Genomic DNA, 16,945 nt, shown 5'->3' with positions numbered 1-16,945 from the left:
GGGTCCGGTCGGGCCCGGCCACACGTCTTCCACAGTGCCGAGTGATGCGGCGGCGCGGCGTACCGACTGGTTCGGTCCCGCGCCCGCCGTTCGACTGCTGATCTGAAACACCTTCTACCAGGCCGTTGTTCCGCCTCCGCCGGGCAGGCATGCAATCGACGGTCGAGTGCGCGCACATCAGGACGCGCCTCATCGTCCGTGCACGTGCATAGTGCACTTGCAGGCGCAATCGTGCGTTCGTTGCTACACTTTTCCCGGCGCCACTCTGTTCGAAACCACCAGCGGCATCGCGATTTCGGGTCCATGGGCCCGGTCGGCCCGACCGCCGGTGGCGGACCTCATGGTCCGTTCAGCTATTCCAGGAGTCAGCTATGGCGCACGATCCTCATGTTCTGGTTATCGGTGGAGGTCCGGCCGGATCCACCACCGCGGCCCTTCTCGCCCGCGCGGGGATCCGCGTAACTCTCCTGGAGAAGGAATCGTTCCCGCGCTACCACATCGGCGAATCCCTGTTGGCGTCGGTTCTTTCGACCCTGCGGCTGTCCGGCGCATACGACAAGGTCGCCGCGCACGGGTTCCAGGTGAAACGGGGCGCGTACTTCCTATGGAAGGACGACCCGTGGCTGTTGAACTGGGCGGCACTCGTCGACGCCGAGGCGTGGTCGTGGCAGGTCGACCGCGCCGAGTTCGACAAGATCTTGCTGGACAACGCCGCGGAGCAGGGAACCGAGGTGATCGAGCAGGCCACCGTGAAACGCGTCGTCTTCAACGACGAGGGCCGCCCGAACGCGGTGGAGTGGACGCTGGCCGGTGACAGCGCCGTACGCACGACAGAGTGCGATTTCCTGGTCGACGCCTCCGGGCGCGCCGGGATTCTCGCCAAGCACTTCAATATGCGCCGGGTCCACGACGGTTTCCGCAATATCGGCATCTGGTCGTACTGGACCGGCGCACATCTGCATCCGGACAGCCCCGAGGGCGCGATCAATGTCGTGTCCACGCCCGAGGGCGGCTGGTTCTGGCACATCCCGCTGGCCGGCGGGAAGTTCAGTGTCGGTTATGTGGTGTCCACCAAGGTCGCCGCCGAACGTGTTCGCGCCCACGGATCCCGGGAGGCGTACTACCACGCCATCATCGGTGAGACCCCGGAACTGCAGGAGTTGCTCGTCGGCGCGGAACAGATCGCGGATGTGCGTGCCGAACAGGACTACTCGTATGTCGCCGACCGCCTGTGCGGCCCGGGCTACGCCCTGGTCGGCGACTCCGCGCTGTTCCTCGACCCGCTGCTGTCCACCGGCGTGCACCTGTCCACCTTCGGTGGCCTCACCGCGGCCGCGTCCATCGCGACCTATCTGCGGGGAGAGATGGACGAGAGCCAGGCCCTGGCGTTCCACGAATACGTGTACCGCCGGGCGTACGAGCGGTTCCTGAGCCTGGTCTCGCGCATGTACAAGGACTACGTCGGCTCGCAGGAGTATTTCCAGCACGCGGCCACCCTCACCGAGGAACACGAAGCCGACAGTCCCGCACAGTCGTTCACCAGGATCATGGCCGGGTTGACCGACGTGGAGGAATCGTCGGGCGCCCAGACGCGGACCGCTACCGTGACGATCTTCGACGAGGCCGACGGGTACCGCGCCGATTTCGCGGACAACGCGAACACCGAGTACATGGGCTCGATCGATATGGCTCCGGTCTGGGACCTCTGGCGCGACCCGCTGGGCGCCGATACGACGATGGGCGATCTGCGTATCACCACCACACCCCTGGGTCTGACCTCCGACCTCCGCACCGAAGCCGAGAAGGCCGCGGTGGTCCGCCCGGTCCGACCTCCGATCACCGCGGAAGGCGCGGCCGCGGGCTGAACGACGGATCCGGAGAGTTTCATGTGCGGTAACGCGCGGGGGTCGCGGTGACAGCGGCGCCCCCGCTGCCCGAGCCGTCCGGGTTGCCCCCGGACGGCTCGGGGTTCCGGAATCCCGTGACCCGGTCCTTGCTGGCGCATATCGGCTACACGACGCCGGCACTGGAAGCGCTGGTCCACACCGATCTCGACATCCGGGTACTCCAGCAGCACGATACGCAGGCCTCTCGGCTGACCCCGACAGTCGCCGGAGTGCTGAAGGTGTCCGGGCACGATCGCGTCCTGGTCCGCAGATCGGCGCTGGTGCACGAGGAGCTGACCGTGTCGGTCAACCTCGTGGTCGCCACGCGCGGCCGTGCCGCCGACTACGGGGTCGATGACCAGCGGACGCCGATCGGGCGCAGCCTGATGGCACGAGGGGCCCGCCAGCAGCGACGAGTTCTCCGGGCGGATCTGGCGCGCTGGCCGGACGGCAGGATGTGCGCGGCCCGCGCGTACATCATGACGCTCGATCATCGGCCGCTGTGTTACATACGGGAATCGTTCAACCCCGATATCGTCTCGCCGGACCATTGCGAACCCACTCGATTCCGGACCTGGGACGACGAGCCGGTCCCCTCCGGCGGGCCCGTCCCCTGGTCCTGAGCGCCGGCGAGGCCAGGGCCGGGCGCCTCCCCCGCCGACGGCGGCGCGAGGCCGCGGCGACGCGGGCCGCGGCACGGCATGCGGAGGTAGCTGGTCGGGATTGTCGTCCCGTCAGTTACCACCCAGGAATTGCGATCTTCATAACGCGGACTATAGTTCTGGTCCGAGCTGAGGAGAGGCAAGAATGAAACAGGATGTCGCTGTTGCGATTTCATGGTCCAGACCGATCACTGTGGTGAATATGGTCCGGGGTGAATCGTACGGACTTTCGCCATCCGTCGGACTATCGACACCTGCGTGAACACCCGGTACGACCATCCCCGCCGATATCGGCCGGGATCCTCTTCCGCCCGTGTTGATCATGCAATTCGAAGCTGTACCCATAATCGCGATTCCAGCCCTGTTCACACCTCTGGAGCCACATCTTGACCATGCAGTCGTCCCCGACCTACCCGGGCCCCGCACCCCAAGATGAATTCCGGTACCCGCTCTACTCCCCGGAGTTCGCCGCCAACCCCCACAGCTGGTACGAGCATATGCGGGCCACGGGCCAGTCCCTGGTACCCGTCGAACTCGCACCCGGCGTACCGGCCATGCTGGTGATCAGACACAAGACCGCGGTGAGAATTCTCAACGACCCCCAGCATTTCCCCTCGGACCCGAGGGAATGGCAGGGAACCGTTCCCCAGGACTCGCCCGTCCTGGCGATGATGGGATATCTTCCCGCCGCTCGATACAGCATCGGCCTCGAGCACGCGCGCTATCGCGGCGCCTCCGCTTTCAGTATCGACGGCGTCAACGTCAACGGCCTCATGCCGATGATCGAGAACATCGCCGTCACGCTGATCAACACCTTCTGCGAGCGCGGCCGAGCCGACCTGATGGGCGACTACGCATTCAAACTCGTGCTGGAAGTGCTCAACCGCATCTGCGGATGCCCCGAGGACATCGGGAAAAAGGTCGCCGACGGCATGACGAAGCGCTTCGACCAGGACCGCGCCCTGGCGAAAGAGGGCATGCTGGAACTCAAACAGGCGCTGATGGAGCTGATCCAGCTCAAGCGGGACAAGCCGGGCGACGACGCGACGACCCGCTTGGTGCAGCACTCCTCCGGACTCGACGACACCGAGGTCTGGGCCCAGCTGATGTCGTTCTACGGGGCCGGTTTCGAGCTGCAACGCAATCTCATCGTCAACACCCTGCTGATGATGCTGACCGACCCGCGGTACAAGGACAACTCGGGCCGGAACCTGGCCACGATGACCGCCATCGACGAGGTGCTCTTCAACGACCCGCCGATGGCGAACTTCTGCACCACCTACCCACGCCAGCCGACTTCGCTCGGCGATGACGGATGGGTGCCCGCGCACCAGCCGGTCGTCATCAGTCTCGCCGCCTGCAACAACGACCCCGAGATCCGCGACGCGATACACGAGGGACCGGGTGGAGCCCACAGCGGCAACCGGTCGCATCTGGCGTGGAGCATCGGGCCGCATGCCTGCCCGGCGAAGCCGCTGGCCTATCACGTCACGCAGTACGCGATCGACGAGGTGCTCAACGCGCTGCCCGACATGGAAGTGATGCAGCCCCCGGACAAGCTGCTCTGGCGACCGGGGCCGTTCACCCGGGGACTGGTGACGCTGCCGGTCGGCTTCGCCCCGGTGCCGCCGATGATCGTGCCCGCGTAGTCACTGAAACCGCTGCGCCGGCCCGTGTTTCGGGTCGGCGCGGCCGCATGCGCTCGGTTCGGAGCGCGCACCTGTCCTGGTTCGCCGCCCCGTCGGGAGTCTCCTAGCGACCACCGCGATGAGCGGGCGGGCAGCCTTGTACACGACTCCGACCGGATGCCGCGGACGGCCCCTCAGGGGTTGCTCGACATGCGCTCGCCGACACCGAGCCTGTGTCATGATGATCTTGAATCTATTGTTTGCAGTGCGAGCTCGAAAGGGGGCAGGGGATCGGCCCCGCCAGGGCGACCGCACCCCGACCGCCATATGTTGAACTCCATCGTCGGTACTCATCTACGCCTCTTCCTCCCCAACGGCTGGGTTTTCGAACCTTGGTTCACCGGACCCGATTTCATCGAATACCAACTGGTCGGCGGCCCGCACACCGGACGTCACGCCATCCAGTACCCCACCTTCCGCCAGCTGGCGCCCGGGGTGGAGTTCCTCGGCTGGTACGAAGAGACCGGCACCGTGGTGACCCTGACCTGGTTCCTGGAGAGCCAGACCGTGAAACGCTTCGCCGCAGTGCCGAAGTGGCTGCACGACGGCGATATGGCCGTGAGCGCGGGCAAGAACTGGGATCTGGATTTCCTCGGCAAGATGCAGGAATTCGCGGCCGCCGGGCCCGATATGCCGCGCCATATCTACTCCGACCGTGGCTACTTCGAGGTCCTCGAACCCGAGAAGGTCGCGGAGCACAAGAGCAAAGGATTCGGCACCGAGCGGGCGGAGGCGAAGAAGGTGGCCGCGCAGTACCGCGGCATCTGAGCCGGCGGCGGCCACGCTTGCGCCGTTAGGCCCCGCGCCGATCTCCAACAGCTGCCGATGCACCCTGCGGGCGCATCGGCAGCTGTTTCGGACCGGACGGTTGCCACGAGATCGCCACCTGCGGTCGAGCGGCGGCGATGTTCAGGCGTTGCGCCACATCCTATCCCCGTCGGCTCGCGCACAGGCGACCTCGAGCTGGGGCGACCGGTCTGTTCGACAGCGGAAGAGGAGTCACCGTGCGGATCCAGGTGACCCAGGTTCCGGGGGCGCCGGGGGTCTGCCCAGCGGCCTCGTCCGAACGCTCGCCGAGCAGACCCCGAATGCGAAAGAGGCTACGGTTACCGGTGACTCGTCGCGGCACAGGACTTTCCGACGTTGCGCCGGTGCCGAAGAGTCGTAGGTTAGGGCAGGTGCCTTAACAAGCGCCTGATGATCGGAGCCCGGGTTGTCAAGTCATCAAATGATCTTTCTGCTACTGGATCTCGTCCTCATCATCGTGCTCGCGCGCCTGCTGGGCGGGCTGGCCCGACGACTCGGCCAGCCCGCTGTGATAGGTGAGATCGCGGCCGGAATTCTGGCCGGCCCGACCATTCTCGGCGCCGGGCTGTCCTCGGCGATCTTCCCGGCCGAGGTGAACCCGCAACTGACCGCGCTGGCCAATATCGGCGTCGTGATCTTCATGTTCCTGGCCGGGCTCGAGATCGACCAGGCCCAGTTGGGCGGAAGCGGCCGGTCGATCGTGGCGGTGGCGCTGTCCGCGTTCACCACGCCGTTCGTGCTCGGCTGCGCCATCGCGCTGGGGCCACTCGCGCGCCACCACGACGGCAACGAGCTCGGGTTCACTCTCTTCATCGGGTGCGCGCTGGCGGTCACCGCTTTTCCGGTGCTGGCGCGAATTCTGCAGGACCGCGGCCTGTTCACCGCTCGCCTGGGCCAGCTCAGCCTGGCCAGCGCCGCGCTTGCCGATGTCCTGGCCTGGTGTGCGCTGGCCCTGGTGTTCACGCTCGCCCGGCCGGAGTTCGACGATCACTGGCGGCTGCTGCTGCTGGTCCCGCTGGTGGCGGCGCTCTGGTGGGTGGTGCGTCCCGCGCTGGCTCGCGCCACCGCCCGCAAGCACAGTGAGATCGAGATGATCCTGGCCGGGATCTCCGGGGCCATGCTCACCGCGGCGGTGACCGAATGGATGGGTTTGCACCTGATCTTCGGCGCCTTCCTCTTCGGCGTGGTATTCCCCCGCTCGGAGCGTCCGGTGGTCGAACCCGGCGCACAACTGATCAGCAGTCTGTTCCTGCCCGCGTTCTTCGTGGTCGCGGGACTTCGGGTCGATCTGAGCGGTCTGGACCGGGCCGCGATCGTCGAGGCGTTGGTGATCGTCGCCGCCGCCGTCGCCGGAAAAATGGGCGGAACCTACCTGGCCGCGCGATTGTGCCGGCTCGACCGGCGCACCGCCGGCGCGCTGGCGGCACTGATGAACACGCGCGGCCTGACCGAACTCGTCATCCTCAACGTCGGGCTCAGCATCGGCGTCATCGACACCCAGCTGTACTCGGTCCTGGTGCTCATGGCCCTGATCACCACGGCGATGACCGGCCCGCTGCTCACCGGGTTCGGTGTGCGGCGGCCCGCATCACCGGAGGCCGAAGTCATGGGCCCGCACGCCGCCACACAGATGTGAGGACATCGGCGCATCGGGATTCGGACGGGTGTCATCGTGACGCTTCGGCCGACACTCGGTGCACCGGCGCCCAGGACTTCGTGCCGACCGGGCGCCCCACCCCGGTGCGGGGGTGGCGCGCCCGGATCGTCCCGGCTACTTGAGCAGCGAGCCGCAGTCCACGGGCAACGTCACGCCGGTGAGATAGCGGGCCTCGTCCGAGGACAGGTACAGCACGGCGTTGCTGATATCGATCGGATCCACCCACGGCACCGGCAGAGTGTGGAACATCTGACAGATCGGCGCCATGTCCTCGGCGGTCGGGTTCTCCAGATCGGGGCGGAACATGGCGAAAGTCTTCTCGTTCATGATCATCGCGGTGCTCACGTGCGTGGGGTGCACCGAGTTGACCCGGATCGAATGCTGGCCGAGCTCCACCGCGAAGGCACGCATCAGGCCGACCACACCGTGTTTCGCGGAGACGTAGTGCCCGGTTTGCGGGTAGGCCTTCAGGCCGCCCACCGAGCTCGTGAGCACGATGGATCCTCCGCGTCCGCCTTCGAGGATGTGCGGGACACCGGCTTTCACCGATTTCCATACGCCGCTGAGGTTGACGTCGATCATGTCCTGCCAGACCTGCTCGTCGGTCTCGGCGAGGGTGTCGCCGCCGCTGGCGATACCGGCGTTCGCGACGATGATGTCGAGCCGCCCGAGCTTGCCGACCGACTCGGCGAGAGAAGCCTTCAACGCGTCGGAGTCACGGACGTCGACTTCGGCGGTGATGATCTTGCGGCCGGTGGCCTTGACGAGTTCCTCGGTTTCGGCGAGATCGTCGGGTGTCGCCAACGGGATCTCGACCGTATCGATCGGCTTGCAGATATCGATGGCGATGATGTCGGCGCCCTCTTCGGCCAACCGCACCGCGTGGCTGCGGCCCTGGCCGCGCGCCGCGCCGGTGATGAAGGCGACCTTGCCTTCTACCCGTCCGGTCATGATTACCTCTTCTCTTCGTGCCTGCGTCGGAATCCTGCTGAATGCTGTGGCAGTGCGGGTTTCAGCGTTTGGGGGTGTAGGTGATGTTCAGCTCGGTCAGACCGCGCAGGATGAAGGTCGGCTCGAAGTCGAACACCGGATTGTCCGCGGACCCGTGCTTCTCCGGATCGATGCGGATATCGAGCATCCGGTCGAGGATCCGTTCCAGTGAGACGCGGCCCTCGACGCGCGCCAGCGGGCTGCCGGGGCAGGTGTGCACACCGCGGCCGAAGGCCATGTGCTCGCGGAAGTTCGGACGGTCGAGGTCGAATTCGTGCGGGTTCTCGAATCGCCGAGGGTCGCGGTTGGCGGCGCCGGGGCAGACCATCACCAGCTCACCGGCCGCGATCGGCACGTCCCCGATCTCCACGGGCTTCTTGGCGAGCCGGAAACCGCTCTTCACCGGCGCCTGCATGCGCAGGGTCTCCTCGATGAACACGGGGATGCGGCTGCGGTCGGCCCGCAGCGCGTCCTGCAGGTCCGGCCGGACGACCAGGAACTGCATGGCGCTACCGAGCAGTTTGGCGGTGGTCTCCTGGCCGGCGCCGAACAGGAAGGTCGCGGTACGCACGACATCGATGACCTCGGGGGTCGACCCGTCCGGGTACTTGGCCTGCGCCAGCGAGGTCAGCACATCGTCGCGGGGGTTGCTCCGACGGTCGGAGATGAGGCTGCCGAACAAGTTGTCCAGCCATTCCAGCGGATTGGTGGGCACGATCTCCTGATCGATCGATCCCACGGTCGGGCCGCCGGCCAGGTTGATGCGCAGTTCCTCGTGATATTCCTCGGGTACGCCGAGCAGGTCGGCGATCACCAGCAGGGTGAACACTTTGGCGTAGGCGCCGAGGAATTCACATTTGCCGTTGTCGATGAACTCGTCGAGCTGTTTGTCGGCCAGTTTCCACATGAACTCCTCGTTCTCCTTCAGCCGTGAAGGAACGAGGAGCTTGTTGAGCAGCGACCGAGCGGCCGTGTGATCGGGTGGGTCCATGGTGACCATGTGCTCGAACATCGGCAGCTGCTCGCGGTGTTCGGCGATCTGGGCGGTGATGTCGTCGCCCTCGGGGGTGAACGGCAGCGGCGGGAACGGGCCGCCGACGGCGATGCACGAGGAGAAGGTGTCCGAATCGCGCAGCACATCGATGGCTTCCTCGTAGCCGGTGACCGCGAAGACGCCGTAGTTGGGTTCCCGGGTCACCGGGCATTTGGCGCGCAGATGGTCGTAGTAGGGATGCGGGTCGGGCACCAACGCCGGGTCGGTGAAGTAGTCGACCGTATCGAAATCGGTCACGGGAACCTCCTGATATCAACAGAATTGCGTTGCCAACCGTGGATCACCGGTTGATACGGCGTGTGCACACCGCGGCCTGCTCGGACTGTCGCCGGCGGCGGCCGCCGCCCCGGACGCGCGTTGTCGCTCGGTATCGCTCACAGCAGCCTCCTCGCCCCGGAACGCATCTCGTACCGCGCCGCCGCCGTACCTCGGAGCCGACCCGGTACGACCATTGCTGAGCGCGCGCTCAGATGTGATGCTGAGCACATGCTTAGCATGGTCGGAGGGACGGCGTCAACAGTCGCTGCTCGCGGGATACGATCCCCGGTGATCCCATGACCGGGGTGGCCACCCGGAAATCCCAGAGGAGGGCGAGACATGTCACCACCCCGCCGGCTCGGCGCACCCGATGCCAAGAACCGCGGCGTCCTGATGGATTCCGCCGAACAGCTGATGATGGAACAGGGCTGGGCCGCGGTGACCTCCCGGCGGATCGCCGAACACGCCGGCCTCAAACCGCAATTGGTGCACTACTACTTCCGGTCGATGGACGATCTGTTCCTCGAACTGTTCCGCCGCCGCGCCGACCAGGGCCTGGAAACACTGGCGCAGGTACTGAAGTCGGACCGGCCGCTGCACGCGCTGTGGGCGTTCAGCACCGATACCACCGCGGCCCGGTTCACCATGGAGTTCGTCGGCCTGGCCAATCACCGGCCCGCGATCCGGGCCGAGGTGGTCCGCTACTCCGAACAGTTCCGGGAGGCGCAGACCGAAGCGCTGGGCCTGCTGCTCAGCGGCTACGGCGTCGATACGAGCCGGTTCCCGGCCGATGTGCTGTCGGTCCTGATGACCAGCGCGGCCCGGATGGTCGTCCTGGAACAAGCGCTCGGCATGACCGCTGGGCACGCCGAGACCTTCGCGTTCGCCGAACGCGAGATCGGCTTCCTCGAGGACGGCGTGTAGACCGGTCATCGCGGCCTCATTTCCCGCGGTTCATCACGCGATCGGCCGCCGCCCAGTGCGCGTCGGCCACCCAGAGTTCGGCGAAGGCCGCCACGGCTTCATGCCGACTCGCACCGTCGACGACGCGTTTGATCGCGCCCGCCGACGGCGTGGCCAGCGCCCGCGCCAGGGTCCGCCACGAGTCGGCGAACTCGGCACGCGGCACCACGCGATCCACCAGACCCAGGCGTTCGGCGTCGGGGGCGGTCAGGATCTCCCCCGACCCCGCCAGCAGCAACGCCCGGCTGCGACCGACCAGCCGCGCCAGCCGCTCGGCGCCGCCCCAGGCCGGCATGATCGCCAGCGCCACCTGATTGAACCCGATCTTGACATCGTCCGCGGCGATCCGGATATCGGCGGCCACCGCGACCTCGGCGCCGCCACCGAGCGCGTGGCCGTTCAACGCGGCGACGACCGGACCGGGGAACCCGGCCAGTCTGTCGCAGACGCCCCGCATCTTCTCCGCCATGGCGGCCGCCTGATCGACGGTGCGCAGCGCGGCCAGTTCTTTGAGGTCCCCACCCGAGACGAACGCCCGATCCCCGGCACCGGTGATCACGAGCGCCCGGGCGCCCGCGGCCTCCTCGATCGCCTGGTCCAGCTCGTCCATCGTGTCCAGGGCGATGGCGTTGCGAGCATGCGGCCGGTTGATGGTCACGACGGCCAGACCGTCCGCCAGTTCGAGCTCGATCACGACTTGTTCTCCTCGACGGAAATATGATTCTCTTACATAGAGAACCATATACTTTCCGCTGGTTTCCGGCGGCCGGATCGGGAGTTCGTCATGCGCAAAGTTCCCCCCGAACTGGCCCTTCGCTATCGCGAAGCGGGCTGGTGGGCCGACGAGACGCTCGGCGAACTCCTCGCCCGCAGCCTCGCCGCGGCCCCCGCCGCGACCTTCGCGGTGCACTCCCGGTTGCGTCCCTATTCCGGCACCTTCGCCGAGGTCGAGCAGATCGCGCGGCGCCTGGCCGCCGGGCTGCGCCGACGCGGCGTCGGGCCCGGCGATATCGTCGCGTTCCAGTTGCCGAACTGGATGGAGGCGGCGGCGACCTACTGGGCGTCCGCCCTGCTGGGGACCACGGTGGTGCCGATCGCGCATTTCTACGGACGCAAAGAGCTCGGCTACATCCTCGATTCCGTCGCACCGAAGGTGTTCGTCACCTGTGAACGGTTCGGCCACAACGAATTCGACCCGCGCCTGTGCGCGAATGTCCCGGTGGTGGGGGTGGTCGGCCAGGACTTCGACGAACTGCTCGACCCGGAGCCGATGACCGGCGTGCTGACCACCGATCCGGACGGCCCCGCGTGCATCGCCTTCACCTCGGGCACCACTCGCGCACCAAAGGGCGTCGTACACAGCCACAACACCCTCGGGTACGAAGTCCGGCAGCTGGCCGGCATGTATCCGCCGGACCGGGGCGATCAGCTCACCTCCGCGCCGGTCGGGCATTTCATCGGCATGCTCAACGCCCTGCTGATCCCGGTCCTCGACGGAGCGCCGATCCATCTGCTCGACCTGTGGGATCCAGGATGGGTGCTCGAGCTGATGGAGACCGAGAACATCTGCGTCGGCGGCGGCGTCAGCTATTTCATGACGAGCCTGCTCGATCATCCCGGCTACAAACCGGCACACCTCGCACAGCTGCGTTACGCCGGACTCGGCGGTGCGGCGGTGCCGGCGGCGGTCAGCACCCGGCTCGAGGACCTCGGGATCACCGTGTTCCGCTCCTACGGCAGCACCGAGCATCCCTCGATCACCGGGTCGACGGCGACGGCGCCGGCCGCGAAACGGATGTTCACCGACGGCGACGCGCTGCCCGGCGTGGAGTTCCGGCTGGACGAGGACGGCGAGATAATCAGCCGCGGACCGGATCTGTGCCTGGGCTACACCGACCCCGATCTCACCGCCCGCACCTTCGACGCCGACGGCTGGTATCACACCGGCGATATCGGCGTGCTCGACGCCGACGGATATCTGACGATCACCGATCGCAAATCCGACATCATCATCCGCGGCGGCGAGAACGTGAGCGCGCTCGAGGTGGAGGAGGTACTGCTCACCCTGCCGGGGGTGGCCGAAGGCGTGGCGGTGGCCGTACCCGACGCGCGCCTGGGCGAGCGCACCGCCGCCGTGGTGCGCTGCCTGCCCGCACATCCGGAACCCGATATCGATTCGCTGCGCCGGCATTTCGAGCAGGCCGGACTGGCCAAACAGAAGTGGCCCGAGGAACTGCACATCGTCACGGATTTCCCGCGAACCCCCAGCGGAAAGATCCAGAAGTTCGCCATCCGACGCGATCTGGCCGCGGCGCGTACCGAGGCCGTTGCGACCGACCTGAAATGAGAATACGATTCTCATAAATAGCCAAGGAGGATTCCATGAGTGAAGTCGAGCTGCCGTACCAGCTCTTCGATGCGGACAACCATCTCTACGAGACCAAAGAAGCCCTCACCCGGCACCTGCCCAAGGAGTACGAGGGGGCCATCCAGTACATCGAGATCAACGGCCGCACCAAGATCGCGGTGCTCGGCCAGATCAGCGAGTACATCCCCAACCCCACCTTCGACGTCGTGGCCCGTCCCGGCGCGATGGAGCAGTACTTCAAGCACGGCAACCCCGAGGGCAAGAGCCGCCGCGAGATCTTCGGCAAATCGATGAAGGCGATCGACGCCTTCCGCAATCCGGAAGCACGGCTGAAGGTCATGGACGATCTCCAGTTGCAGCGCGCGCTCATGTTCCCGACCCTGGCCAGCCTGGTCGAGGAACGGATGCGCCACCACCCCGATCTGATCCACGCGGTGATCCACTCGCTGAACCAGTGGATGCTCGAGGACTGGGGCCAGGACGGCGGTTTCGTGCACTCCGACCGGATCTTCACCGTCCCGGTGATCACCCTGCCGATCGTCGAGAAAGCCATCGACGAGCTGAACTGGGCCGTTGTCGAGCACGGCGCCAAGGCGATCCTGATACGCCCGGCCCCGGTACCCGGCCTGCGCGGTATGCGGTCGTTCGCACTGCCCGAGTTCGATCCGTTCTGGAAGCGGGTCGTCGAGCTCGACGTGCTGGTCACCATGCACTCCTCGGACAGCGGCTACTCGCGTTTCGACGCCGAGTGGGAGGGCAGCGCCCTGGAGATGCTGCCGTTCAAGACCAACACCTTCGCAATGACCAACCAGTGGCGCCCGGTGACCGACGCGGTCGCGTCGTGGGTGTGCCACGGTGCGCTGAACCGCTTCCCGGACCTGAAGATCTCCGTGATCGAGAACGGTTCCGCCTGGCTCGAGCCGCTGCTGCAACAGCTGACCGACGTCTTCAAGAAGGCGCCGGAGGGCTTCGGCTTCCGCGACCCGGTCGTAGCCATCAAGCAGAGCCTCTACGTCAGCCCGTTCTGGGAAGAGGATCTGCAGCGACTGTCGGACGTGATGGGCGTCGATCACGTGCTGTTCGGTTCCGACTGGCCGCATCCGGAAGGCCTGGCCGAGCCGGCGCGCTATATCCACGAGATCAAGGACATGCCGCCGGAGAACCAGGCCAAGATCATGGGCGGCAACCTCGCACGCCTGCTCGGGGTATGAGCGGATCAGGCCCGGAGGCGGGAGCGGAGCGTAACCACGCAGGGCCCCGCTCATACCCCGATGGACACAGTATGAGCGGATCAGGCCCGGAGACGGGAGCGGAGCGTAACCACGCAGGGCCCCGCTCATACCCGATCGACACAGCATGAGCGGATCAGGCCCGGAGGCGGGAGTGCGATACCTTCGCCTTCGCTGCGGCCACCGCTATCCCGGCGTGGACGGATCGCCGGGCTCGTTCCGGCCCATGGAGACTGCATGACCTTCCGGACCATCCCGCAGGTGGCTCTGTCCGCCGCCGACCGCTTCGGCGAAGCCGAAGCGGTCGTGGACGGGGACCTGCGCGTGAGCTATACCGAGCTCGGGGACCGGATCCGCCGAGCCGCGGGCTCGTTCGCGGAGGCCGGGATCGGCAAAGGTGATCGAGCGGCCGTCTGGGCGCCGAACTCCGCGGAGTGGATCATCGCCGCGCTCGGCCTGTTGACCGCGGGCGGCACGCTGGTCCCGGTCAACACCCGGTTCAAGGCGGAGGAGGCGGCCGATGTCATCCGCCGCAGCGGCGCCAAGGCGCTGCTGGTGCAGAAGGGGTTCCTGGGCGGCGAGTATCCGGCGCCGCCCGGGGTGCCGGTCTACGACCTGAAGTCCGATTTCCTGTCCAGCGGCGCACCTTTCGAACGTGAGGTCGAGGGCACCGATATCGCCGACATCATCTACACCTCGGGCACCACCGGCCGCCCCAAGGGCGTGATGATGAACCATCTGCAGACCTTGCGGCTCTACGCGGAATGGTGCGATCTGGCCGATCTCCGGGAAGGCGACAGGTATCTGCTCGTCAACCCGTTCTTCCACACCTTCGGATTGAAGGCGGGGATCGTCTCGTCGCTGATCCGCGGCGCGACGATGCTGCCGGTGCCGGTCTTCGATGTCGAGAAGGTCCTCGAGCTGGTGGAGGCCGAGCGGGTCACCATGCTGCCGGGACCGCCGACGCTGTACCACTCCCTGTTGGAATATCGTGGGGCGCGCGATATCTCGTCACTGCGCGCGGCGGTCACCGGTGCGGCCGATATCCCGGTCGACCTGATCCGGCGGATCCGCGAGGAACTGCCCTTCCAGTCGATCATGACCGGCTATGGGCTCACCGAAGCCGGCACGGCCACCGCCTCGCGTCCCGGGGATACGTTCGAGCAGATCGCGACGACCGCCGGCCGCGCCTGCGATGGAATCGAGCTGCGTATCGCCGCGGACAGCGAAGTCCTCATCCGCGGTTACAGCGTGATGCAGGGCTACCTCGACGATCCGGAGGGCACCGCCGCCGCGGTCGATGCCGAAGGCTGGCTGCACACCGGCGATCTGGGCAGCCTGGACGACGGCGGACGGCTCCAGGTGATCGGACGGAAGAAAGATATGTACATCGTCGGCGGATTCAACGCCTATCCCGCCGAGATCGAAGGGTTCCTGCTGGAGCATCCGGCGGTCGCCCAGGCGGCGGTGATCGGCGTACCCGACGAACGGCTCGGCCAGGTCGGCAAGGCGTTCGTGGTCGCGCGCGGCGAGGTCGGCGAGGCCGAGCTCATCTCGTGGAGCAAGGAGCGGATGGCCGGGTACAAGGTGCCACGGTCGGTGGTGTTCCTGGACCGGCTGCCGCTCAACGCCACCGGGAAAGTGATGAAGGATCAGCTGCGCTGATCGCGCGACCGGTGCGGCTCGGTACCGAGCGGGCCTGCGCATCGCCGCAGCAGCAGAGACGCGGCGAGGCGACGAGGGCGGCCCGTTCGGCGAAGATCCGCAACAGTTCAGCGCCCGAGCCCACACGGTCACCCGATATTTCGAACGCCGGAGTCGGCCCGCGCCGGGCGGCGGCGACTACGCACTCGCCCCCGACCCCGGGCTCCGCGCCTTCCGGCGCGATCCGGACTCGGATCATCTCGACCCGAGGACCCCGCCGGGTGTATCGTCGAACACAATCGAGAGTCTAATTCTCATTTTATGAGATCTTCGATCTCCGTCCGGGTGCGCCCGGCGTCGAGCACGAACAGCGAGGAGTCCGGTGAATATCGACGACATGATTCTGGTGAGCATCGACGACCATGTGGTCGAACCACGCAATATGTTCGACAATCACGTGCCGAAGAAATACGCCGAGTACGTGCCCAAGGTCGTCCTCGACGACACGGGTATCGATCGCTGGATATACCGGGACCGGCCGACCGGTGTCACCGGCCTCAACGCGGTCGTCTCCTGGCCCCCCGAGGAATGGGGATACGACCCCGCCGGCTACGCGGAAATGCGGCCCGCCGTCTACGACATCCACGACCGGGTACGCGATATGGACGCCAACGGCGTCTTCGCCTCCATGTGCTTCCCCACCTTCACCGGCTTCAGTGCCGGGCATCTGAGCCGCGGCGGTATGGACGAGATCACCGTCGCGATGATCTCCGCCTACAACGACTGGCATATCGAGGAGTGGGCGGGCGCCTACCCGGGCCGGTTCATCCCGCTGGCGATCCTGCCGATGTGGGACCCGAAACTCGCGGTCGCCGAGATCGAGCGCGTCGCCGCCAAGGGCTGCCATTCGGTGACCATGCCGGAGCTACCGCATATCGACGGCCTGCCCAGCTACCACGATATCGACTACTGGGGCCCGGTGTTCCAGGCGCTCTGCGATAACGACACCGTCATGAACCTGCACATCGGGCAGGGCTTCGGTGTCCTCAAGCTGGCGCCGAACGCACCGATCGACAACCTCATGGTGCTCGCCCCCAGCATCTCCCTGATCGCAACCCAGGACCTGCTCTGGGGGCCGGCGTTCCGCAGCTACCCCAAGCTGAAGGTGGCTCTGTCCGAGGGCGGCGTCGGCTGGATCCCGTTCTTCCTGGACCGCTCGGACCGGCACTACACCAACCAGCGCTGGCTGCGCCGCGACTTCGGCGGCAAGATGCCCAGCGAAGTGTTCCGGGAGCACGTCATGGCCTGCTACGTCACAGACCCGACGTCGCTGAAGCTGCGGCACGACATCGGTATCGACAACATCGCCTGGGAATGCGACTACCCGCATTCGGATTCACTGTGGCCGGGCGCCCCCGAGTTCGTACTGAACGAACTCGAGGCCGCGGGTGCCGACGACTCCGATATCGACAAGATCACCTGGCAGAACGCCTGTCGGCACCTGAACTGGGAACCGTTCGCCCATATCCCCCGGGAAGAGGCGACGGTCGGCGCGCTGCGCGCCAGGGGCGCCGATGTCGACCTGTCCACCACTACTCGCCAGCAGTACGCCGACCGATACGCGGCCAAGCACGCGAGCTGATCCGCGGAGTGCGGCGGGCGTTCCCTCATGAGCCCTGCCGCGACTGCCGGTACACCGCCTCCTGGATTCCTCGAATCCAGGAGGCGGTCGACAGTGT

Annotated in this window: 13 protein-coding genes; 10 read left to right on the top strand and 3 right to left on the bottom strand. The window is 66.6% G+C overall.

Going from position 1 to position 16,945, the window contains the following annotated elements; genetic code table 11:
* Positions 1–371 precede the first annotated feature (371 nt).
* From OG804_RS01130 to OG804_RS01110, 5 genes are all read left to right on the top strand, one after another.
* On the top strand, positions 372–1,865 hold the full coding sequence (locus tag OG804_RS01130) for an NAD(P)/FAD-dependent oxidoreductase (protein WP_328392918.1): 1,494 nt from the start codon (positions 372–374) through the stop codon (positions 1,863–1,865).
* Between the two features lie 116 nt (positions 1,866–1,981).
* The gene (locus tag OG804_RS01125; RefSeq protein WP_328392916.1) at positions 1,982–2,509 is read left to right on the top strand and encodes a hypothetical protein; all 528 of its coding nucleotides are present in this window, start codon (positions 1,982–1,984) and stop codon (positions 2,507–2,509) included.
* Positions 2,510–2,940: 431 nt separating this feature from the next.
* On the top strand, positions 2,941–4,197 hold the full coding sequence (locus OG804_RS01120) for a cytochrome P450 (RefSeq protein ID WP_328398187.1): 1,257 nt from the start codon (positions 2,941–2,943) through the stop codon (positions 4,195–4,197).
* 306 nt (positions 4,198–4,503) lie between these two features.
* Positions 4,504–5,004, top strand: a complete 501-nt coding sequence (locus OG804_RS01115) for a phenolic acid decarboxylase (protein ID WP_328392914.1) — start codon at positions 4,504–4,506, stop codon at positions 5,002–5,004.
* A gap of 460 nt (positions 5,005–5,464) precedes the next feature.
* The gene (locus tag OG804_RS01110; RefSeq protein WP_328392912.1) at positions 5,465–6,679 is read left to right on the top strand and encodes a cation:proton antiporter; all 1,215 of its coding nucleotides are present in this window, start codon (positions 5,465–5,467) and stop codon (positions 6,677–6,679) included.
* Between the two features lie 135 nt (positions 6,680–6,814).
* Here the strand turns inward: OG804_RS01110 and OG804_RS01105 are convergent, their stop codons facing one another.
* Complete coding sequence (locus tag OG804_RS01105) at positions 6,815–7,651, bottom strand: mycofactocin-coupled SDR family oxidoreductase (RefSeq protein ID WP_328392910.1); 837 nt, start codon at positions 7,649–7,651, stop codon at positions 6,815–6,817.
* Between the two features lie 61 nt (positions 7,652–7,712).
* Positions 7,713–8,981, bottom strand: a complete 1,269-nt coding sequence (locus OG804_RS01100) for a cytochrome P450 (protein ID WP_328392908.1) — start codon at positions 8,979–8,981, stop codon at positions 7,713–7,715.
* 360 nt (positions 8,982–9,341) lie between these two features.
* On the opposite strand from OG804_RS01100, the gene OG804_RS01095 reads away from it, so the two are divergent.
* Positions 9,342–9,926, top strand: a complete 585-nt coding sequence (locus tag OG804_RS01095) for a TetR/AcrR family transcriptional regulator (protein WP_328392906.1) — start codon at positions 9,342–9,344, stop codon at positions 9,924–9,926.
* Between the two features lie 16 nt (positions 9,927–9,942).
* Here the strand turns inward: OG804_RS01095 and OG804_RS01090 are convergent, their stop codons facing one another.
* Entirely contained in the window at positions 9,943–10,707 is a 765-nt protein-coding gene (locus OG804_RS01090) for an enoyl-CoA hydratase/isomerase family protein (RefSeq protein ID WP_442941713.1), read from the bottom strand.
* Positions 10,708–10,749: 42 nt separating this feature from the next.
* On the opposite strand from OG804_RS01090, the gene OG804_RS01085 reads away from it, so the two are divergent.
* The 4 genes from OG804_RS01085 (at position 10,750) to OG804_RS01070 (ending at position 16,848) form a co-directional block, all read left to right on the top strand.
* Positions 10,750–12,312 carry an AMP-binding protein gene (locus OG804_RS01085; RefSeq protein ID WP_328392902.1) on the top strand — a complete coding sequence of 521 codons (1,563 nt, stop codon included), beginning with the start codon at positions 10,750–10,752 and terminating at the stop codon, positions 12,310–12,312.
* A gap of 35 nt (positions 12,313–12,347) precedes the next feature.
* Positions 12,348–13,544: an amidohydrolase family protein gene (locus OG804_RS01080; RefSeq protein WP_328392900.1), complete on the top strand. Its 1,197-nt coding sequence runs from the start codon at positions 12,348–12,350 to the stop codon at positions 13,542–13,544.
* 255 nt (positions 13,545–13,799) lie between these two features.
* Positions 13,800–15,227: a FadD3 family acyl-CoA ligase gene (locus tag OG804_RS01075; RefSeq protein WP_328392898.1), complete on the top strand. Its 1,428-nt coding sequence runs from the start codon at positions 13,800–13,802 to the stop codon at positions 15,225–15,227.
* A 361-nt stretch (positions 15,228–15,588) separates the two neighbouring features.
* Positions 15,589–16,848 (top strand): amidohydrolase family protein, encoded by a 1,260-nt coding sequence (locus tag OG804_RS01070; protein ID WP_328392896.1) that lies wholly within the window; start codon positions 15,589–15,591, stop codon positions 16,846–16,848.
* Positions 16,849–16,945: the final 97 nt, after the last annotated feature.

It is taken from the genome of Nocardia sp. NBC_00416 (genome assembly GCF_036032445.1).
In the GTDB taxonomy this organism is placed as follows: domain Bacteria; phylum Actinomycetota; class Actinomycetes; order Mycobacteriales; family Mycobacteriaceae; genus Nocardia.
The sequence above is the reverse complement of the archived record's forward strand: the minus strand, read 5'-3'. Positions and strand labels throughout refer to the sequence as shown.